This is a genomic window from Streptomyces sp. NPDC014861 (assembly GCF_043081625.1).
Classification (GTDB): domain Bacteria; phylum Actinomycetota; class Actinomycetes; order Streptomycetales; family Streptomycetaceae; genus Streptomyces.
Genome location: NZ_JBIBWV010000041.1, coordinates 1 through 20,296, shown reverse-complemented (window position 1 = coordinate 20,296; position 20,296 = coordinate 1). Strand labels below are relative to the sequence as shown.

The window sequence follows — 20,296 nt, the reverse complement described above, 5'->3', positions numbered from 1 at the left end:
CGGACCGCTGGACTCCCGCTCGACCGCGCGGGCCGGCCCGCCGGCGGGGGCGCGGGTCCCGGCCCTGCGGACGCGGGTCGAAGCCGCCCTGCGAGTGCGGGTCGCGGCCCTACGGGTGCGGGTCCCGGCCCTGCGGGCGCGGGTCGGCGCCGCCCTACGGGCGCGGGTCCCGGCCCTACGGGCGCAGGTCGCGGAAGAAGTCCCGGAGGTCGGTGACGAGCCGCTCGGGATCCTCCAGTGCGGGGAAGTGGCCCCCGGTGTCGTACTCCTTCCAGCTGCGCAGGTCGGTGAAGCGCCCCTCGATCCAGGGGCGCGGCATCCGCCCGTCCTTGGGGTAGTTGGCCACGGCGGCCGGTACGGGCACCTCGCCGAGCGCCATCCTGTTCTGGCTCTCCCAGTAGATCCGGGCGGACGAGGCGGCGGTGCCGGCGAACCAGGCGACGCTGACCGCGTCGAGGAGCCGGTCCCGGGGGATCGCCTTCTCCAGGTCGCCGTCGTGGTCGCTCCACGCCCAGTACTTCTCGGCCATCCACGCCAGTTGGCCGGCCGGTGAGTCGGTCAGGCCGTAGCCGAGGGTCTGGGGGCGGGTGGTCTGGATGACCGAGTAGCCGCCCTCCTGCTCCTTGAAGGCCTTCATCCGCGCCAGTCCGGCGAGGTCGCGCTCGTCGAGTTCGACCTGCTCCTGGGGCGGGCGGGCGAAGGGCATGGCGACGTGGATGCCGAGCAGCGCGCCCCGGTCCTGCTCGCCCATGATCGTGGTGATGAACGACCCCCAGTCGACGCCGTGCGCGGCGTAGCGGCCGTATCCCAGGCGCTCCATGAGGGTGTGCCAGGCGGTGGCGGTCCGCTCGGCGGTCCAGCCGTGGGAGGCGGGCCGGTCGCTGAAGCCGAAGCCGGGCAGGGAGGGGCAGACGACGTGGAAGGCGTCCGCCGGGTCGTCCGGCTCGGTGAGGGGCCGGATCACGTCGAGGAACTCGACGACGGAGCCGGGCCAGCCGTGGGTGAGGAGCAGCGGTACGGCCTCCGGGTGCGGGGACCGGGCGTGGAGGAAGTGGATGCCGAGGCCGTCGATCTCCGTGCGGTACTGGGGGATCCGGTTGAGCCGGGCCTCGGTGGCCCGCCAGTCGTAGGCGTCCTTCCAGGACGCGCACAGTTCCTGGGCGTAGCCCAGGGGCATTCCCTGGGACCAGTCGTCGACGGTCTCGCGGTCCGGCCAGCGGGTGCGGGCGAGGCGGGAGTCGAGGTCGGCGAGCTGCGCGTCCGTCACTGCGACGCGGAAGGGGGTGATCGGAGGCGTCATGGGTGCTCCTCGGTGAGTGGTCGCCCGCCGCGCCGCGAGGGCGGTGAGCCCCCGCGGCGCGGCGGTGTGCGCGGCGCTTCGCCCGTCGGCCGGGCCGCCGGTCACTGCAGCAGGGTGGGTTCCTTGCGCGGCGCGGGCTCGGACGCCCCGACGGCGGCGGTGCCGGTGGTCGTCGCCGTGCCGGTGGTCGTGGCCGTACCGGTGCTCGTCGCCGTGCCGGTGGTCGTGGCCGTGCCGGGAGGGGCGGTCGCGGTGGCGGACGCGGCCGGGCTCCGGGAGGGGCGGCTCCAGCGCCGCATCGCCGGCCGCTCGACGAAGGTGTACAGGAGCCAGGCGAGGACGAGGCTGATCCCGATGGTCAGGGCGATGTCGCCCAGCGCCTCGGCAAAGCTCCAGGTCTCCATCCCGTGCGTCGGGTCGACGGCGCGCACCGGCCCGTAGTACAGGACGAGGTAGTGGACGATGTACAGGGCGAAGGAGATCTCGCCGAGCCACACCATCGTCCGGCCTCCGAAGCCGGTGCGCTCACCGCGTACGTCCGCGGTGGCCGCGGCGGCGATCACCAGCGCGAGCGGCAGCGCGCTCAGCGACATCCAGGCGAACACGTCGGGGAGCTGGGTCGTCACGCCGTAGGCGGCGACGGCGAGGAGCGCGGCCCAGGGCAGCTTCAGTCCGATCCACCGGCCGCGCAGCACGATCTGCGCCATCAGGATGCCGATGACGAACTCCAGCATGCGCGTCACGGGGAAGTGGTAGACGAACCAGTACTCCCACCAGGACATGTCGCCGCCCCACCACATGACGGGCTGGTCGGGCAGGACCTGGGCGACGAAGGGCACCGCCAGGACGGCGAGGGTGAAGCCGCCCGTCCACAGCCACAGGCGGCTGTCGCGGATGCGCCGGACCAGGGGCAGCAGCAGCGGGAAGCACAGGTAGAACAGCAGCTCGCAGGTGAGCGACCAGCTGGGCGAGTTGATGCCGTGCCCCTGGATGACGTCCTGCATCGGGAAGAAGCTCTGGAGCAGGAAGACCGACGGCAGGGTGTTCTCGACCGTGACGGCGAGACCGGTCACCGTCATCAGGATCACGGTGGCGGCGAGGGTGACGAGGTGGTTGGGGAAGATCTTCACCAGGCGGCGCCGCCAGAACAGCCGGCGGGTGTCGTCCTCCCGGGCCACCCAGGTGAGGATGAACCCGCTGAGCACGAAGAAGAACGTGAGCCCCAGCGAGCCGATCACGAACAGGTAGTCCGAGTAGTCGTCGGCGGGGTCGGCGCCCATGAAGAACAGATAGCCGGTGTGGGAGACGAGCACGACGAAGGCCGCGACGAAACGCAGCCCCGTGAGCGAGGGCAAGGTCGAGCGGACGCCGCCCGGGGCGTCGTGTGGGGCTGCTGCTGGCACGGTGCGCTCCTTGGTTCCGGAATGGGGTGACGTGGGGCGTGTCTCCCGGTCGTGGGGGCCGGGCAGGCGGGGCGGGGATCCGGCCCCGCCCCCGGGGCGGGGGCGGGGCGGGCGTCCGCGGGGCGGGGGTACGGGGCGTACGGCGTACGGGGTGTACGGCGGGGCGGGGGGTACGGCACGGGGCGTACGGCGGCGACGGGGCCGGGCGTCGGTCAGCTCGTCGCGTCCCGCGGGCCGAGGACCGCCGCCGCGTAGCTGCGCGCCGCGGACGTCTCGAACTGCAGGGCCTTGTGGCTGCTCGCGGTCACGACGTCGCGCCAGAACCGCTGGAGGGGGTGGCCGGCGGAGAGCGCGCCCGTGCCGGAGGTGCGGATCAGCGTCCAGACCGCCTCCGCGGCGAGCTCCGCGGCCGCCGCGGCGTTGCGCTCGGAGCGGGCGAGGGTCGCCGGCGTGAAGTCCCGGGTGTCGAGGGTGCGGGCGTTCTCCTCGACCAGGAGACGGGCCGCGTCGATCCGCGCGGCGGCGCGGGTGAGGACGGCCTCCCGGTCGGGGGTGCGCCGGTCGCCGGTCAGGACGGTGCCCGCCGCGCGCAGCGCGCCCAGGGCGGCTCCCACCGCGGGCGCCACGAAGGTGAGCCCCGCGACGGCGGCGAACGGCACCCGGTGGACGTCGGCGTCCGAGGACGTGTTGCGGCCGGTGAGCAGTTCGGTCCTGTCGAAGCCGAGGTGCTCGGGCACGAAGACGTCCTCGACCACCACCGTGTGACTGCCGGTGGCCGTCATGCCGATGGCGTCCCAGGTCGGGAGCGTGCGGTAGGAGCCGCGGGGCAGGGCGAGGAAGAGGAGGCGCGGCGGGCCGTCCGGGGCGGGGGCCGCCGCGCAGACGAGGGTCCAGTCGGCGGAGTCGACCGTGCTCACGTAGTTCCAGCGTCCGGCGACGCGCCAGCCGCCCTCCGCGGGCACGGCGCGTCCGGACGGGATCAGTCCGGCGGCGATCAGGGTGTCGGGGCCGTCGGCCCAGACGGTCCGCTGTCCCTCGGCGGGCAGGTGGGCGGCCAGCCGGGCCGAGTGGGCGGCGAGGGAGGCGGTCCACGCGGTGGCCGGGCACTCCTCCGCGACGGAGACGACGGCCTCGACCAGCTCGCCGAACGAGCCCTCCGCCCCGCCGAGCGCGGAGGCGACGAAGTGGCGGGCGAAGCCGGCCTCCCGCACCGCCTCGACCACCTCGGGACGCAGGGCGCGGTCGCGGTCGGCGTCCTGGGCGTGCGGGGCGGCGAGGACGCGTACCTTCTCCGCGCCCGTGCCCAGTCCGGTTTCCTGTTGTGTGTCGGCAGGCATCCTGGTGCTCTCCTCCTCCGAGGCGTGCTCGGTGACGGGACGTACGGTGCGATGGGGGCGCGAGGCCCGGGGCGTCACCCGGCGCGGGGCCCGGCGCCTGGCGCGAGGGACCGGCGCCCGGCGCGAGGACCAATGCTTGGCGCGGGGACCGTGCTTGGCGCGAGGCCCGGTGCTCGGCGCGAGGCCCGGTGCTCGGCGCGAGGCCCGGTGCTCGGCGCGAGGCCCGGTGCTCGGCGCGAGGGTGCCGAGCGCGAGGACCGGCGCCCGGCGCAGGGGCCAGTGCCTAGCGCGAGGCCCGGACGGCGCGCTCGAAGCGTTCGAGCGTCTCGCCCGGCGAGGGTCCGTCCAGGGCGGCGAAGATGCGGTCGGCGCCCTCGCCGTGCTGGTGCAGCTTCACGTGGGCGAGAGTGACCTTCGTACCGCCGCCCTCGGCGGGCTCGAAGTCGACCTCGATCTCGCTGGCCCCGTCGTCGGTCGGCAGGGACTGCCAACTGGCGTTGATCCGCCAGGTCATGACGATCCGTCGGCCGGGAACCCATTCGAGGACGCGGCCCCAGTCGATCTCCTCGCCGTCCACGTCCCACTCGTAGTAGCGGCCGCCGGCCCCCGGCTCGAAGGCCAGGCCGGCCCGCTCCTTCTTCAGCAGGACGTGGCTCGGCGGCCACCAGTCGGCGGGGCGCTCGGTGAAGACCTTGAACGCCTCCTCCGGGGTGGCCGCGACGGTCACCCACTTGCGTACGTCCGCAATCGTCTGCTCGGGCACGTGCCCTCCTTGGTCACCTCGCGCGTCGGTGGCGCGATCCGGCCGGTCGAGGGACGACGGTCGGGCCGGGCGCTAGGCCGGGTGTCGAGCCGCGCTTGAGGGACGCCCGACTCCCCGCCGCCCGGCTCCGGGCCGGATCGAGCGGCGCCCTAGCCGGCACGGCGACGGTCCTGGCCACTCGTCATGAACCGACCGTCCGACGATCAGGGGAGAGACCATGAGCAACGCGGAACCGGCCACCGGGCAGACCCGTCGGGTCGCGTTCGTCACCGGGGCGACCAGCGGGATCGGGCTCGCCGTCACGGAGCTGCTGGCCCGGCGGGGCTTCGCCGTCTTCGGGGTGGCGCGCGGCGCGGAGAGCGTCACCACCCTGGTCAAGCGGCTGCGCGAGGAGGGCCTGGAGGTCTCCGGCGCCGTCTGCGACGTGACCTCGGTGGAGCAGATCAGGACCGCGGTGGCGTCGGCGGTCGCGGCGTATGGACGCGTCGACGTCCTGGTGAACAACGCCGGCCGCGGCGGGGGCGGGGTGACCGCCGAGATCGAGGACGCCCTGTGGGACGACGTCATCGAGACGAACCTCAACGCGACCTTCCGGGTCACCCGGGAGGTGCTGAGCACCGGCCGGATGGGCGAGGGCGACTGGGGCCGGATCGTCAACATCGCCTCCACCGGCGGCAAGCAGGGCGTGGAGCTGGCCGCCCCGTACTCGGCCTCCAAGGCCGGCGTCATCGGCTTCACCAAGGCCGTCGGCAAGGAGCTGGCGCAGCGCGGGATCACGGTCAACGCCGTCTGCCCGGGCTATGTGGAGACGCCGATGGCGCAGCGGGTGCGGCAGGGGTACGCGGCGCACTACGGCGTGAGCGAGCAGGACATCCAGGAGAAGTTCACCTCCAAGATCCCGCTGGGCCGTTACGCGACGGCCGACGAGGTCGCGAGCCTGGTGGGCCACCTCGTCTCGGACGAGGCCGGGTCGATCACCGCCCAGGCCCTCAACGTCTGCGGCGGCCTCGGCGCCTACTGAGCCACCACGTGGCGCGGCCAGGCGCCGCGCGCAGAGACGGAGCGCGACCCATGACAACCACGACAGCACCCTCCGACACGACGCCGGCCGGCCTGACGGCGTCGGGCGGCACAAAGGGCGGCACGACAGGCAGCACGACGGGCGACACGGCAGGCGGCACGACGGACGGCACGGCAGGCGGCACGACGGGCGGCACAACAGGCGGCGGGGCGAGGGCGGTTCGGCCGGAGCCCTCGCCCGCCCCCGACGCCGCGGACTTCCGCGCCGCGATGGGCCGGTTCCCCACCGGCGTCACCCTGCTCACCCAGGGCTACGGCGACCACACCTCGGTGATCACGCTCAACAGCCTGGTCTCCGTCTCGCTCGACCCGCTCCTGCTGCTCGTCTCGGTCAAGTCCGCCGGCCGGATCCGCCCGCGGGTCGGTGCCGCCGGGAGCTTCGCGGTGAACGTCCTGGGCCGTGGACAGCGGGACCTGGCCGTGGAGTTCTGCCGCCCCGACCGGAGCGAGGGACAGGCGGCCGTACGGCGCATGGCGGCCGTCCCGGGCGTCACCGGCAACGCGGTGATGCCGTCGGCCGAGGCGTACGTGGAGTGCGTCCTGGAGCACGAGCACCGGGCGGGGGACCACACCCTGCTCATCGGCCGGGCGGTCGCGGTCGTCATCCGCGACCGCTCCCCCGACCCCCTTCTCTTCCACCGGGGCGGGTTCACCGGCCTGCCCACCACCGAGCAGCGGAGTGCGGCATGAACGAGACGGCGACGGACCTGCCCGAACAGGCGCGGCCGGACACCGGGCCACGCCCGGACGGGGAGCCGCCCGCGCTCCGACGACTGGCGGACGGGGTGTACGCCTACGTGCAGCCGGACGGCGGCTGGTGCCTCAACAACGCGGGGCTCGTCGTCGGCTCGGACCGCACCGTCCTGGTCGACACCGCCGCGACGGAGGCGCGCACGCGCCGGCTGCGGACGGAGACCGAGCGCGTCGCGCCGGCCGGCCCCGACTACGTGGTCAACACCCACTTCCACGGCGACCACACCTTCGGCAACGGGCAGTTCGCGCCGCGCGCCGCGGTCGTCGCCCACGAGGGGACGCGGGCCGACTCGGCGGAGGCGGGGCTCGGCCTGCGCGGCCTGTGGCCGGACGTCGACTGGGGCAGCACGCCCCTGGTGCTGCCCGACCTGACCTTCGACGGGTCGCTGACGCTGCGGCTGGGCGGTCTGCGGGTCGAGCTGCTGCACGTCGGCCCGGCGCACACGGCGAACGACGTGGTGGCGTGGATCCCCGAGCGCTCCGTCCTGTTCACCGGGGACGTGGTGTGGTCGCGGGTGACGCCCTTCGTCCTGTTCGGCTCGGTCAGCGGCTCGCTGGACGCCCTGGACCGGCTGCGCGCGCTGGGGGCCCGTACGGTCGTCCCGGGCCACGGCCCCGTCGGCGGACCGGAGTTGTTCGACTTCACCGAGGCGTACCTGCGCTTCCTGCGGCGGACCGCCGAGGACGGCGTACGCGACGGGCTGACCCCGCTGGAGGCCGCCCACCGGACGGAGCTGGGCGCCTTCGCCGGACTCGTCGACGCCGAGCGCCTGGTCGGCAACCTGCACCGGGCGTACGCGGAGGTCGAGGGCCTGCCCCCGGCGGCGAGGATCGACGTCGCCAGGTCGTTCGGGGAGATGGTCGCCTTCAACGGCGGGCTGCCCGCCTGCCACGCCTGAGGAGACGGACGCAACGGCCGAGAAGGAGGAACCCACCATGGTGACGGTCGGTGAACGCGAACGGTCCGACCCCAAGGAACACGACACCGCCGCGGGCGTGCCGGTCCTGCTGCTGGCAGGGGAACCCGACGACGACGGAAGCGAGCCGCACATCTGCCGGGGCATCGACTGACCGGCGTGAGAGCGGACGGAAGGGCCCTCCGAGCGGACTCGGAGGGCCCTTCCGTCCGTCCTCAGGACGCGCTCTCGACCGGAGTGTCCCGGTGGATCACCCGCGACCTGGTCAGCAGCCGGCCGCCCCGCCGCACGAGCACGTCCTCGACCGTGAACGTGGGCTGGAAGGAGACCTTCCCCTCGCGATCGGTCAGGGTGACCAGCGTGTAGTAGGAGACGCGGAGCGTGTCGGGGTCGTCCGCGTCGGCCTCGATCAGCGGGTGCCCGAACCAGTGGCGGACGGCGATGTCCCGGTAGCGCGGCAGACTGGCCCGCATGCCGGCGATCATCTCCTCCCGCCCGCGCTGGCGCTGCCCGCCGGCGTGCACCACTTGACCGTCCTCGGTGAAGGTGGCCGCGAACCCCTCGATGTCCAGGCTGTCCACCCGCCGCATCTGCCACGCGTAGTACGTCTGGACCTCGGCGTAGAGGTCTCCACCGACCTGGCTGTACGTCTCCTGGGCCGCCTGGGCCGTCTGGACCGACTGGGACACAGTGACTCCCTCCCGTGACGCACTGCCGCCACGGCGACGGCAGCACCGTCGCCACCCTCTCCCCGCCCGCTCCATCCTCACTGGAGAACCACTCCACCGCCCCCACACCCAGAGGGCCCGCCCCCGCAGACGCCCCCTCCCCGACCTCCAGACCGCCCCGCCGGCGCTCCGCTCACACGTTGAACCGGAATCCGTAATACAGGGCTCTCACCTGTGGAAACGCGGGTTCTTCAAGGGGCATCCCAACACCATCCCAGCACGGGTGTTCCATCCCAGCACCACACAGGCCAGCCAGCCCTCGTACGCCTACACAGCCTGGTTGCCGGCGCTCGAGCTCACCTCCTCTGACGGCAGGGACGTCACGTCCGGGGGGTACGGGCCGCATGGAGCGCTGCAAGACTTCCCGGCAGCGCTCCCACGCGCCGGGCAGCAGATGCCCGTAGATATCGACCGTCGTCTTGACCGAACGGTGCCCCAGCCAACGCGACACCTCATGGATCGGCACACCGTTGGCCAGGGCGGTGGAGGCGAGGAAGAGCCGCAGGCTATGGGGCGTGTATTTGGCCTTGCCGTCCAGATCGACCAAGCCAGCCAGGAGGCATGCCTTCTTGAATTGGTAGCCGTAGGACGCGATGGACGGCATCACCCCGGCGCCAGGCTGACGCGGGGCGAAAAAGGTCTCGAGTCGAATGCACTGTCCCTTCTGCCCAGTAAAAACCACGGGCACCGGCTTCCACCAGCGGAGATGAGCATCAATTTCCTGCTCGACGAACAGGGCGGTGGGGACGCCCCGGCACCTTCTCCAGTCGATGCTTCAGGGGGACGAAGGCAGACTCGCAACTCCACAAGCCCTCGCCCGGGATCAAAGCGAAAGCTGGCCTTCTTGTCGTTCTCGACCTTGTCGGCGAAAGCGTCCGCACCATCCGCACCCACCCGACGGGGAAACGACCTCTCCCGCTGACGCCCGCGCCTACCGCCCGCTCCCGGTAGCGCACCGTCCACCCATGCAGACACCGCGGACGATCACAGGGAAGGTTCCGGTCCCGGACGTCCTTCTTGCACCTCTGAAAGACGCTCGCCGCCCCGAGCCCCCCACGATCCTCCGCCCGGCCCGTGCTGCACCGCCACCTCACGGACGGGCAAGGACTTCACCGCCAAACCCCCCTTTCCAGCGAATACGGACCCAGCCGCTCCCCACGGTCCCGCGGGCCATCGGATCGGCGAGACCCTCCTCGCTGGATGCGCTCACGCCCTCCGCGCTTGCATGCGCGTGATCCGTGCACCAGCATCGAAGGCCATACCGCGCTATGGTTGATGTATGGCTACCAAGAAGGTGACTATCACTCTCGACGAATCTCTGGTCGAAGCCCTGGCCGGAGCCGCCGAGGAAGAAGGTATCCCGCTCTCCCGTCTCGTCGCCGGAGCAGCCGAACGCGAGCTGCGCCTGCGGGCCGGCCGGGCCGTCATCCAGGAGTGGCAGGCAGAACACGGCGCCTTCACCCCCGAAGAGCTAGCCGCCGCCCGCGCGGACCTTGCCGCCGCCGATGCCGAGTACCTCAGCAGCCCGGGAGCCTCGGCCGCGTGAACATCCCCTACCTGTACGACGCCGGCGTACTCATCGCCATCGACAACGACGACCGACGCATGTGGGCCCGCCACAGCCTGGCCCTCGACGACGGCCGGGACATCCACGTCCCGTCCGTCATCGTCAGCCAGGCATGGCGGGACCCCCGCCGCCAGGTCAGGCTCGGCAAGTTCCTCGCCGGGTGCCACGTCGTACCCGTCGGCCTCGAAACCGCCAAAGCCGCAGGCATCCTCTGCGGCAAGGCCGGCACCTCCGACATCGTCGACGCCACCGTCGTGACCATGGCAGCCAGCCTCGGCGCCATCATCTGGACCTCAGACCCGAACGACATCCGCACCCTCATCGACGCCCAGGACATCAAACCCGCCCCTGTCATCCGCACCGTCTCGTAGTCCAGCGCGGGACCGTAATTCGTTCGACTCTGGCTCACATCCGGTGGTGACGCACGGCGACGATCGTCACGCGCAGCGATGCGCCCATTCGACTCGTCGTTCAGGGCTCCGCGACTCTGGACGTGTGGGTGGAGAGGCAGCTGGCCCGGGTAGGCATCCACCGGCTCGACCAGCACTCTCGGTCGCCACCATATGCAGGCCAGAGCCAGTTCGATTGACATACCCGACCTGATCGCTCTCCTGAGCAGCAACGACTCCACCGTCCGGGAATGGGAGGCGATGGCCCTGGCGAGCCTGGAGATCGAAGGCGCGGTCGAGCGCCTACCGTGCCTGCCTGGAGCGGGCGACACCGCCGGACTGGAGCGAGCCCGCCCGACATCCGCTGGGCCATGACCGAACTCGGCGCACGCAGCCCTGTCACCCCTCCGCTCACAGCACGCCTCCGAGCGACCGCTACAGATGACGCCCCCGGCTGCCCTCGGCCCACTTCACCGAGATCATCAACGACCTCGCCGACCACACCCAGGTGATCCTTTACTCCCAGTTCTGGCAGGTGGACGCCAGCCGCGCACTGGTCGAAGAGTCCCGAACCTGGCCCCTGCTGGGTGCCTCCGCCCCACCGGCGACAACATCTTCGTCGCCCCCGCCTGAATCGACCGTACCGACCTGTCCCCGGCGAGGTGGCCGATGCCGTTCCGGCACCCGCGGAGACCAGCTGCGGCTACGTAATCGAGCACTGCGACTTCGTGAAGGACGGGACCCCGCCCATGACCCCATCGCTCTCGAACACTTTGTTCCGATCATGGTCAATCCCGGTCACTCCGAGGAACGGGCGGGGAACAGCGAAGAACGAAAGAGGCAACGGGCAACACCGCCGAACCCCGATTCTCCAGACGAGGGTCGTGCCAGACTCAGTTTCGGACGCGAAGCGAAACGACGCCGTTACAGCAGGTGTTCACCGCCGGGTTTCGCGTCGATCGGTGAACGTCTGATGACGGCTCCCGTGAGGGCGGACGGCTCTCGCGGTCACTGTTCAAGGGGAGGTTGATGATGAGCACGACTTTACGTTTTGGCCCGGAACTTCGCCGTCTACGAGTGGAAGCGGGGCTGACTCTTACCGAGTTCTCCATGGCGCTCAACTACGACAAGGGACACCTCAGCAAGGTCGAACGCGGAGAGCGTTCCCCGTCCCCCGAACTGGCCCGGCGGTGTGACGCCTTCCTCGGCGCGGACGGCGAGCTGCAGCGCCTGGTCGCCCGCCCCGAAGCAGACTCGGACTCCGCCGAGTCCCCCGCCGGTCCGAGCCGCTGGCTCGTCGGACGTCGGGCAGTCCTCTCGGCGGGTACGGGAGTGCTGATCGACTTCGGCCTGAAACTCGGCGGTCAGGCGTTGTCCTCCGCCGACGCCCCCCTCCTGGGCTCCTACCGCATTCAGTTCGACCAGCTGCGGAAGCTCGGTCAGTCCACCGCTCCCGAGGTCCTGCTGCCCCTGCTGGAGACACAGACCCGCATGGTCGCCGGGCTCGCCTCCGGCGCCCGGTCCGCCTCCCAGGCCCCCGCGTTTCTGCTCGCTTCACGGTTCGCGGAGTTCACCGGCTGGATGGCCCAGGAGGCCGGGGACAGCGACGCGGCACTCGGCTGGACAGGCGAGGCCGTCGAACTGGCGCGCGCCGGGGGTGACCCATACCTCAGTTCCTACGCATTGGTAAGGCGCGCCCTGGTCACCATGTACGGCGGTGACGCCGCCGGCACCGTCGCCCTGGCCCGCCGCGCCCAGAGCAGCGAACTCCCACCGCGCATCAGGGGACTCGCGGCCCAACGAGAGGCCCAAGGACACGCGCTCGTCGGCAACGAAGTCGAATGCCTCCGCAGCCTCGACAGGGCGCGGGAACTGCTCGCCGCCGACGACGCCCTCAACGGCGCCGAGCCCGTGATCGGCACCTCCCACGTGAGCGATCCGGCGGCGATGTCAACCGGCTGGTGTCTGCACGACCTCGGGCGCCCCAAGGCCGCTGCCGAGGTGCTCGACCGGGAGTACCGCCGCCTCCCGCCGCACGCGTTGCGTACCCGCGCCCGGTACGGCTTCCGCAGGTCCCTGGCACATGCCGCCTCCGGGGAGGTAGAGCACGCGTGCGCGATCGCCGGGGAGCTCCTGGGACTGATGCCGGCCGCGCCCTCGGCGACGGTGAACAGCGACGTCCGACGCCTCGCGCGGGAACTGTCCCGGTTCCGGAGCAGCCGCGCCGTACGTGATCTGCAGCCCGCGCTGGCATGCGTACTCGCCCCCTCGCACAGCTGACAGCCGCTCCACGACCGAGACGGGCTCAAGCCGCCCGGCTCGCCCCACTACCCGCCCCCTCCAGCCCTCCAGCCCTCCGGATCCCATGATCCCCGCGGGCCTCTCTGGTTCCCGCCCGACGCGTCGCATCGCGCCTTCCGGCTTCTCCGGGCTGCCCAGAGCCAGTGACGCTCAGGCGGTGCCTCTCCATTTATGTGCCCTCCCGTGGACGCGCCATGCGGTCACACGGTCGGGACCCCTGACTCGGCGAACCGGAACCCCGGTCCACAGCCCCGTGTCCGTTCATTCGTTTTTCTCTCACGAAGGGACCCTTCATGCCCGACGTCTTCGTCAACTACCGCACAGGGGACGAGGAATCCGCCGCGACCATGATCGCCCGGGAACTCGCCCGGAGGTTCGGCGACGAGCGGATCTTCTTCGCCAGCAATTCGATTGATCCCGGACGTCGTTTCCCGGCGGAACTGGTCAGGGCGGTGCAGGAGTGCGAGGCGCTCCTCGCCGTGATCGGCCCGCGCTGGGCGGAGGTACGGGGGACCGACGGCCGCCCCGCGCTCGAAGCTGAACAGGACTGGACCCGTCGCGAGATCCAGACCGCGCTCGACCGCGGGATCCTGGTGATTCCCGTGCTCGTCGGAAAGGCCACTCGGATCGACCGCACCGTCCTTCCTGACGATCTGCTGGAGCTGGCGGACTTCCAGTACAGGCGGTTCGACCACCGCAACGCCGAGTCGGACCTGACGACGCTCGGGGACACCCTCGCCCGGCTGCTGCCCGAGCTGAGCAGGACGGACCGCGAAGGCCGTGCGGCAAGGGAGCGGACGGAGGCGAAGTCACGCGAGAAGTCGTCCCGGGACACCGGGCACATCAGGATGCGGACCCGTGACATCGAACAGCGCGTGCGCGGCGGCATCGGAAACCTCAACGGAGACATGTTCGGCACCTTTGTCAACGAGCCGCAGGGGCCCGTGAACACCGGCCGGGGCCACCAGTACAACGCACCTCACTTCGAGGGCGACAACACCGGGGTCCACTTCACCGCCGGCGACAGCAGCGGTACGGTCCACCAGCGCTTCGAGCGCGAGCGTCGGCGCTCGGACGACGGGCGATGACGGAGCAGGACCGCGTCACCGTCAACGATCCGCGCGGCCCGGTGAACAACGGCGAGGGGCCCCAGTACGTCTTCTACGTCGCCGCCACGGACTGGATGACCCGCAAAGGGGTCGAGTCCCTCCGGATCGCCCGCGAGGACCGGGTGCGCCTGGCCAACCGGTTCGTTCCCCCCAGGGGCTACCGCATCGCCGCCGACCACCTGAAGAAACCGGGGTCGGTGGTGCTGCTGGAGGGCCCGCCCGGCAGCGGCCGCCGTGCCGCGGCGATCATGCTGCTGCACGGGTTCGGTGAGGACAGGAGCGCCGACGAGGAAAGGATCCGGGTCGAGGAACTTCCCGCCACGGCCAAGGACGAGAACAGGAACGACAAGCCACTCACCCCCGGTGAGGGGGACCGCTTCCTTCTCGACCTCTCCGGGATCACCGACGAAGAGGAGTACACCAGGGCTCAGCACCATCTGGCCGTGCACCGGTCGAAGGTCCAGGAGGCAGGGGCCCACATGGTCGTCGTCCTGCCGTCGGTCATGGAGCACGCCCATGCGCCGGACTTCGAACCGCACAGGGTGAAGCTGGAGCGCCCCCGGGGCGTCACTGTCGTCACCCGGTACCTCCGCATGGACCGGATGGCCTTCCACCCTGCGGATCTGAGGAGCGCCGACCTCCAGCGCCTGTGTGACCGCTCACCCATGCGGGAACTGGCGCGACTCGCGGGGCTGGTGAAGGCCGCCCGCGACAGTGGCCGATTCGGATCCGACTTCGCGGGATGGCTCGACCAGGCGATACACGCGGTGACCGACCGTGCCGGTGAGGTGGGTCAGCAGATGGTCGCGGTCCGCACCGCGCCCGAGCGGGCCTTGCTGCTCGCGGCGGCTGTGTTCGAGGGAGCTCGCGCCGACACCGTTTACGAAGCATGGCAAGGCCTGTTGAAGGAGGTGGGGCACAAGGAGGAGGTGACCTCCGAGTTCGCGCAGGCGGACTTCGGGGAGCGGTTGAAGGCGCTCGGGATCGAACGGGCCCCGGACGGGCGACTCCGCTTCGAGCGGCTGGCCTACGCCGACGCGGTGCGGACGTACTTCTGGGCGAACTTCCCCGGGGTGCGCAACGGCCTCAGGGACTGGATCGGCTCTGCCGCCGAGTTGGACGGCCTGACCACCGACGACCAGGTGGACGTCGTCGTCCGCTTCGGCGAGCGGTCCCTGGCCGTCCGGCGGCCCGACGACCTCTTCGCCCTCGTGGTGCGCTGGGCGAACGACGCGGCCAGGGCGTCCGGCGATCCGCGAGCCGCGACAGCTCTCGAACTCGGTCTCCGCCACCAGGAGTTCGGGGGTTGGTTCCGCAGGCGGATATACGAGTGCGTCACGAGGTCCGGCTCCTTGCCTGACGGCCTGGCCCGTGTCCTGACAACCGCCTGTCACCAGAGCCTCGGCGCGACGCACCCAGATCAAGCAGTGGTGCGCCTCCACCACCTCGCCGTACGGAGGGAGGGAGCAGCGCACGGGGCCCGGGAAGCGCTTCTCGACCTCACCGGCCGTGACCGTCGGCTCTACCGGCTGCTGATTGACCGCCTGCGGGACCGGGCCCGTCAGGAACAACCCGGGGCACATTCCCATCTCCACCTGCTCGCAGAGCTGTTGAGGAGCGACCGAGCGCCGGACCCACCCCGCTGGCCGGACCTGTTCCTGGGCTGGAAGACGGTGTTCTCGCAATCGCCGACGGAACTCTGGAACCCGCTGGTGAACAGCTGGCTGGACGCCGTGGCGGACGACCGCACGCAAGAGATGGCGCTGACCGTGATGGTCAGGGCGACGCACGGCCGCACGGCCGCCCTCCACCGCCTCTACGTCATCGCCTGCGGCTGGGCACGGTCTGCGCGCCACCCGTCCCGGGCGGCCGTCGCCGCCCTCTTCTGGCGGCACATCGACCAAGCGCAGTACGCCCGCCCGGAAAGTACGGAGCGTGCGGGCGCCGAACCACGGACCACGGAAGAGGAACGATGAAACACCGTTTTCCCCGCCTGCTGTTCGTCGCTCTCTGCGGCCTCGCACCAGCTGTGCTCGGACACTTCCTGGACTGGTCGGCATGGTTGTGGGGCTTTATGTCCATGGTCACGGCCTCCGGTTCCCTCCTGCTCGTGATGACGATCCTCAGCAGTGGCCACACGCCCGCCGACCCGTACGAGCCCGGGGAACCCGAGCCGCCCGCGGTGCCGACGGAGCTGCCGTACCAGGAGGCACGGGTGGTCGACGCGGCGCTGTCGAGCGCGACGAACGGCTACGACTTCCTCTTCTCCGCCACCGTGTGGTGGAGGCCAGTCACCGACCACGCCGGCCAGGCAGACAGTGCCTCCTCAGCCCTCGCCGTGTCCTCGGTCGTCAGCCGGGCCCTGGAGGTAGTCCGTCACGAGGAACCCGGCCGGGCAAGCTTCGCACGGTACCTCCTGGAGGGGCAGCTGGGCTTCCTACTCCCCGACCTGAGCGGACGGGTGAAGGCCATGGCGGCCGATGTGACGCTGACCCTCGCCCCCGCCGACCGCGAACGCCTGCAGAAGCTGAACGACCTTCGCAAGGACGAGGAGATCTGGGAGTACGAGCGTCAGCACGAGCGCAATAAGCGGCGCTATCTCGGTGACGACGTGCTCAAGAGCGCGGGCAGCGCGGTGGTGTGGTGGCTCGCCCGCCACGAGAACGAAATCGAGAAGGCAGTCGACATGATCGGCCCGCTCGCCCAGGTCGCGGCGGCGGCCAACGACGAGGAAGTGCCCGAGCTCTTCCGCCACCTGCTCGTCCCACCCGTGGGCGCACGGAACGAAGCGACCGTCGGGGGCCCGCTGTGGAACGGGGACGGCCACGGAGGAGGGGTTTTCGACCGCGCGGAGGAAGTAGGGGTCTCGGATCGACTGCGCCTGTTGCTGACGGAGGCGGGCCTGAAGCCGGACATGGACGGGTACACGGTGCTCGCGCACCGCGTAATGAGGTTCTTGAAAATGGAGGGGCTGGACGAGGCTGCCGACGAGATCAGGAGGGCCTTTGGCCTGGGTCCCGACGAGAGCCCGGAGGACGAGCCTTCGGGCGAGGGGAACACCGCCGGCCCTTGGCCGCCCCGCTCACCGTCCCCCGAGGGCCCGCCGTTCACCTACCCGGACGTGGCCCCTGGTGCGAGCACGTTCACACCGAGGACGGCAGGGGGCAGCGCAAACGCCGAGGACCGGGGTCAAGGTCGGTGGGAGACGGGCGAGGAGGATACTCCGTCTCCGCACTTCTGGGACCTGTCTCACAGCCCACACCGGCCCACCGAACCTGGACCATGGGACGAGGACGACGAGAACAGGATCTGATCCGGTAGACGGTCGGCTCTCCGAGGCTCCCCTTCGCCGCACACCGCGGCAGGGGAGCGTCCACCCGCCCCCAGTCCCCTTGCCCACAGCTACGAGAAACGGCGACGCGAAGACAGAGGTCCGAGGAGCACGATTCCCGGCACGGGGAAACAGCAGGGGCCGGCTCCCTGAAGGCCGGTCCCCCCCGTCCTCCGCGAACACAACGAAGGGCCTGACTTGCAGTAATACTGCGATCACACGTTGAAGCGGAACTCCACCACGTCGCCGTCCTGCATGACGTACTCCTTGCCCTCCATGCGGGCCTTGCCCTTGGCGCGGGCCTCGGCGACGGAGCCGGTCTCGACCAGGTCGGCGAAGGAGATGACCTCGGCCTTGATGAAGCCCTTCTGGAAGTCGGTGTGGATGACACCGGCCGCCTCGGGGGCCGTGGCGCCCTTCTTGATCGTCCAGGCGCGGGACTCCTTCGGACCGGCCGTGAGGTAGGTCTGGAGGCCGAGGGTGTCGAAGCCGACGCGGGCGAGGGTGGCGAGGCCGGGCTCCTCGGCGCCGACGGACTGGAGGAGCTCCATGGCGTCCTCCTCGTCGAGCTCGGCGAGGTCCTGCTCTAGCTTGGCGTTGAGGAAGATCGCCTCGGCCGGGGCGACGAGCGCGCTCTGCTCGGCCTTGAAGGCGTCGTCGGTCAGCTCGTCCTCGTCCACGTTGAAGACGTAGAGGAAGGGCTTGGTGGTCAGGAGGTGGAGGTCGTGGAGGAGCTCCGCCTTCTCCGAGCCCTGGACGATGCCCTGGGAGAAGAGCGTGTCGCCCTTCTCCAGGATCGCCTGCGCGGCCTCGACGGCGGCGACCTTCGGCGCGGTGTCCTTCTTGATCCGCATCTCCTTCTGGAGGCGCGGGAGGACCTTCTCGATCGTCTGGAGGTCGGCGAGGATCAGCTCGGTGTTGATCGTCTCGATGTCGTCCTTCGGCGAGACCTTGCCGTCGACGTGGACGACGTTCTCGTCCTTGAAGGCGCGGATGACCTGGCAGATCGCGTCGGACTCGCGGATGTTCGCCAGGAACTTGTTGCCCAGGCCCTCGCCCTCGCTCGCGCCGCGCACGATGCCGGCGATGTCGACGAAGTCGACGGTGGCCGGAAGGATGCGCTGGGAGGCGAAGATCTCGGCGAGCTTGGTCAGCCGGGCGTCGGGGACGCCGACGACGCCGACGTTGGGCTCGATCGTGGCGAACGGGTAGTTGGCCGCCAGCACGTCGTTCTTGGTCAGGGCGTTGAACAGGGTCGACTTGCCGACATTCGGCAGGCCGACGATTCCGATCGTGAGCGACACGGTGGCGACTTCCCTAGATACGGATGATGGGTCGATCCCCCAGTTTACGGGGGGCCCGGCCCGGCCCTCACCGGCCGTCGGGGGCGGGGTCCGCTCGACTTCGGTCGAACTGCGGCCCGAGATCACCCAAAGGGCGTGTCCCGGGCACCTCCCGTCGCCTCCCGAAATACGTTGGTGAGGTGGAGCAGCACAGGACAAGTCAGCCGCAAGGCCGCCGGCGGCCGCAAACCCCCCTCACGCCGCCCGGAGCGCTCGTCGAGGTGGAGGGGGGTCCGGCCGGCGCGGCTGTCTACCGGGTCGGCGCCCCGGCGGCCGGGCGGCCCGCGCCGATCGTGCAGGCCCTGCGGCGGCTGCCGGCGCCCCGGCTCACCGGGCTCGGCGCGGGGCTGTTCGCGTCGGCGGCGATGCTCGTCGTCGGGTTCCTCGACCTGCTGGTCCTGGACGGTTCACCGCTGGCGTTCGGGCTGCTGTTCCTGCCGGTCAGCGCGCTGACCGCGCTCTGGGTCCGGACCGCCGACCTGGTGACCGCGCCGATCGCCGTACCGATCGCCTTCGCTGTCGGCGTCGTGCCGATCGCGGGCGGCACCGGCGGCTTCGGCGGCCAGGCGATGGCCGTGGTCACCGCCCTCGCGGTGCACGCCGGCTGGCTGTACGGGGGGACGCTGATCGCCGGCGTCATCGCGAGCGTGCGCAAGGCTCGCGACATGACCCGTCGGCGGCGCCGCCCGACGGCTCCCCCGCCCGGCTCCGCCCCGCGCGCCCGCCCGGTCCGCCGCGAGCCCCCGCCACGCGGCCGCGCCCCCCGCTAGGCCGCCGCTAGGCCGCCGCTGCTCGGGCGGTGAGGCGGGTAGCGGGGAGCGGGGAGCGCCGGTGTGGATCGGGCCGGCGGTACGGGGCGGCTTGGGCCGGCGGTACGGGGCGGTGCAGCTCGGGCCGCGGTACGGGCTTCGCGGTCCGCGCCGCGGTACAGGCTTCCGCCGGGCGGGCCGCGGTACAGACTTTCGGACCGCACCGCCCGCCCGGGCCGCACCCGCCTCACCGCCCGGGCTCACCGCCGCACCTCACCGTCCGGGCCGCAACCGTCCCGACCGCAACCGCCCCCGGCCGTGCTAGCGGGTCGCCACCGACGCGGTCATCGCCGCGCCGACGATGCCCGCGTCGTTCCTCAGCTCGGCGGGGACGATCTCGGCGCGGATGCCTTCGAGGTACGGGAGGAACTTGTCGGCCTTGCGGCTGACTCCGCCGCCGAGGATGAAGAGCTCGGGCGAGAAGAGCATCTCGACGTGGGCCAGGTACTTGCGGAGCCGCTTGGAGGCCCAGTGCTCCCAGGTCAGCTCCTCGTCCTCGCGCGCCTTGGAGGAGGCGCGCTTCTCCGCGTCGTGGCCCTTGAGCTCCAGGTGGCCGAGCTCGGTGTTGGGGACCAGCCTGCCGTCGGTGAAGACGGCGGAGCCGATGCCGGTGCCGAGGGTCAGCAGGATCACCGTGCCGGTGCGGCCCCGGCCCGCGCCGAAGGCCATCTCGGCGACGCCGGCCGCGTCGGCGTCGTTGAGGACCGTGACCGGCAGCCCCCCGACGGCCTCGCCGATGAGCGCGCCGGCGTCGGTGTCGACCCAGGACGGGTCGACGTTGGCGGCGGTACGGACCGTGCTGCCGGTGACGACACCGGGGAAGGTGACGCCGATCGGGCCGGTCCAGCCGAAGTGCGCCACGACCTCCGCGACGCACCCCGCGACATCGTCCGGTGTCGCGGGGTGCGGGGTGAGGACCTTGTACCGCTCCTCGGCGAGGGCGCCGCGCCCGAGGTCCACGGGGGCGCCCTTGATGCCCGAGCCGCCGATGTCCACTCCGAAGACGTTCATGGAATCAAGCTAACCGGGCGGGCCGGGTCCTACTCCTTGACGAGCTCGGCCGCTTCGGCTCGCAGGTCGCGGCGGAGCTCCTTCGGGAGCGAGAAGGTGAGGGTCTCGTCGGCGGTCTTGACGATCTCCACGTCGGCGTAGCCGCGCTGCGCCAG

Annotated in this window: 19 protein-coding genes and 1 pseudogene; 11 read left to right on the top strand and 9 right to left on the bottom strand. The window is 71.4% G+C overall.

The annotated features are described in order from the left end of the window. Positions 1–175: 175 nt before the first annotated feature. The 4 genes from ACF1BN_RS37405 to ACF1BN_RS37390 form a co-directional block, all read right to left on the bottom strand. On the bottom strand, positions 176–1,300 hold the full coding sequence (locus tag ACF1BN_RS37405; RefSeq protein WP_392336067.1) for an epoxide hydrolase family protein: 1,125 nt from the start codon (positions 1,298–1,300) through the stop codon (positions 176–178). Positions 1,301–1,401: 101 nt separating this feature from the next. Beyond that, positions 1,402–2,703, bottom strand: coding sequence for an acyltransferase family protein (locus ACF1BN_RS37400; protein ID WP_392336066.1), 1,302 nt, complete (start codon positions 2,701–2,703; stop codon positions 1,402–1,404). 212 nt (positions 2,704–2,915) lie between these two features. After that, complete coding sequence (locus ACF1BN_RS37395) at positions 2,916–4,040, bottom strand: hydrolase (RefSeq protein WP_392336065.1); 1,125 nt, start codon at positions 4,038–4,040, stop codon at positions 2,916–2,918. 283 nt (positions 4,041–4,323) lie between these two features. Beyond that, the gene (locus ACF1BN_RS37390) at positions 4,324–4,803 is read right to left on the bottom strand and encodes an SRPBCC family protein (RefSeq protein ID WP_387276701.1); all 480 of its coding nucleotides are present in this window, start codon (positions 4,801–4,803) and stop codon (positions 4,324–4,326) included. A gap of 217 nt (positions 4,804–5,020) precedes the next feature. Here ACF1BN_RS37390 and ACF1BN_RS37385 point away from each other — a divergent pair, with 217 nt between their 5' ends. From ACF1BN_RS37385 to ACF1BN_RS37370, 4 genes are read left to right on the top strand one after another with little or no spacing between them, the layout of a single operon-like run. After that, positions 5,021–5,824, top strand: a complete 804-nt coding sequence (locus ACF1BN_RS37385; RefSeq protein ID WP_392336064.1) for an SDR family NAD(P)-dependent oxidoreductase — start codon at positions 5,021–5,023, stop codon at positions 5,822–5,824. Positions 5,825–5,874: 50 nt separating this feature from the next. Further along, the gene (locus tag ACF1BN_RS37380) at positions 5,875–6,573 is read left to right on the top strand and encodes a flavin reductase family protein (protein WP_392336063.1); all 699 of its coding nucleotides are present in this window, start codon (positions 5,875–5,877) and stop codon (positions 6,571–6,573) included. After that, positions 6,570–7,535, top strand: a complete 966-nt coding sequence (locus ACF1BN_RS37375) for an MBL fold metallo-hydrolase (RefSeq protein WP_392336062.1) — start codon at positions 6,570–6,572, stop codon at positions 7,533–7,535. The genes ACF1BN_RS37380 and ACF1BN_RS37375 overlap by 4 nt, the downstream gene beginning before the upstream one ends. A gap of 37 nt (positions 7,536–7,572) precedes the next feature. Further along, a complete protein-coding gene (locus ACF1BN_RS37370; RefSeq protein ID WP_387276693.1) occupies positions 7,573–7,707 on the top strand; it encodes a hypothetical protein in 135 nt (44 codons plus the stop codon). 61 nt (positions 7,708–7,768) lie between these two features. On the opposite strand, the gene ACF1BN_RS37365 is transcribed toward ACF1BN_RS37370, so the two are convergent. Both ACF1BN_RS37365 and ACF1BN_RS37360 read right to left on the bottom strand, forming a co-directional pair. Next, positions 7,769–8,242, bottom strand: coding sequence for a nuclear transport factor 2 family protein (locus tag ACF1BN_RS37365; protein WP_392336061.1), 474 nt, complete (start codon positions 8,240–8,242; stop codon positions 7,769–7,771). 172 nt (positions 8,243–8,414) lie between these two features. Next, entirely contained in the window at positions 8,415–8,885 is a 471-nt protein-coding gene (locus ACF1BN_RS37360; protein WP_392336060.1) for a tyrosine-type recombinase/integrase, read from the bottom strand. Between the two features lie 675 nt (positions 8,886–9,560). On the opposite strand from ACF1BN_RS37360, the gene ACF1BN_RS37355 reads away from it, so the two are divergent. The 6 genes from ACF1BN_RS37355 to ACF1BN_RS37330 all read left to right on the top strand — a co-directional run bounded on the left by ACF1BN_RS37355 (position 9,561) and on the right by ACF1BN_RS37330 (position 16,960). After that, the gene (locus ACF1BN_RS37355) at positions 9,561–9,827 is read left to right on the top strand and encodes a hypothetical protein (RefSeq protein ID WP_152370712.1); all 267 of its coding nucleotides are present in this window, start codon (positions 9,561–9,563) and stop codon (positions 9,825–9,827) included. Further along, complete coding sequence (locus tag ACF1BN_RS37350) at positions 9,824–10,219, top strand: twitching motility protein PilT (RefSeq protein WP_392336059.1); 396 nt, start codon at positions 9,824–9,826, stop codon at positions 10,217–10,219. The genes ACF1BN_RS37355 and ACF1BN_RS37350 overlap by 4 nt, the downstream gene beginning before the upstream one ends. A 1,050-nt stretch (positions 10,220–11,269) precedes the next feature. Further along, a complete protein-coding gene (locus tag ACF1BN_RS37345) occupies positions 11,270–12,517 on the top strand; it encodes a helix-turn-helix domain-containing protein (protein ID WP_392336071.1) in 1,248 nt (415 codons plus the stop codon). A 314-nt stretch (positions 12,518–12,831) separates the two neighbouring features. Beyond that, positions 12,832–13,626, top strand: coding sequence for a toll/interleukin-1 receptor domain-containing protein (locus ACF1BN_RS37340; RefSeq protein WP_392336058.1), 795 nt, complete (start codon positions 12,832–12,834; stop codon positions 13,624–13,626). After that, positions 13,623–15,623, top strand: coding sequence for a hypothetical protein (locus ACF1BN_RS37335; protein WP_392336057.1), 2,001 nt, complete (start codon positions 13,623–13,625; stop codon positions 15,621–15,623). Before ACF1BN_RS37340 ends, ACF1BN_RS37335 begins: the two co-directional genes overlap by 4 nt. Beyond that, positions 15,620–16,960: a hypothetical protein gene (locus tag ACF1BN_RS37330; protein WP_392336056.1), complete on the top strand. Its 1,341-nt coding sequence runs from the start codon at positions 15,620–15,622 to the stop codon at positions 16,958–16,960. Before ACF1BN_RS37335 ends, ACF1BN_RS37330 begins: the two co-directional genes overlap by 4 nt. Before the next feature lie 233 nt (positions 16,961–17,193). Here ACF1BN_RS37330 and ychF read toward each other — a convergent pair whose 3' ends face one another. Continuing rightward, entirely contained in the window at positions 17,194–18,282 is a 1,089-nt protein-coding gene (gene ychF, locus ACF1BN_RS37325; protein ID WP_376595131.1) for a redox-regulated ATPase YchF, read from the bottom strand. Between the two features lie 260 nt (positions 18,283–18,542). On the opposite strand from ychF, the gene ACF1BN_RS37320 reads away from it, so the two are divergent. Continuing rightward, positions 18,543–19,091, top strand: a complete 549-nt coding sequence (locus ACF1BN_RS37320; protein WP_392336055.1) for a DUF6542 domain-containing protein — start codon at positions 18,543–18,545, stop codon at positions 19,089–19,091. Between the two features lie 300 nt (positions 19,092–19,391). On the opposite strand, the gene ppgK is transcribed toward ACF1BN_RS37320, so the two are convergent. Both ppgK and ACF1BN_RS37310 read right to left on the bottom strand, forming a co-directional pair. Then, on the bottom strand, positions 19,392–20,141 hold the full coding sequence (ppgK, locus tag ACF1BN_RS37315) for a polyphosphate--glucose phosphotransferase (protein ID WP_392336054.1): 750 nt from the start codon (positions 20,139–20,141) through the stop codon (positions 19,392–19,394). Between the two features lie 29 nt (positions 20,142–20,170). After that, a pseudogene (locus ACF1BN_RS37310) lies at positions 20,171–20,296 on the bottom strand (4-hydroxy-3-methylbut-2-enyl diphosphate reductase); the annotation flags it as partial.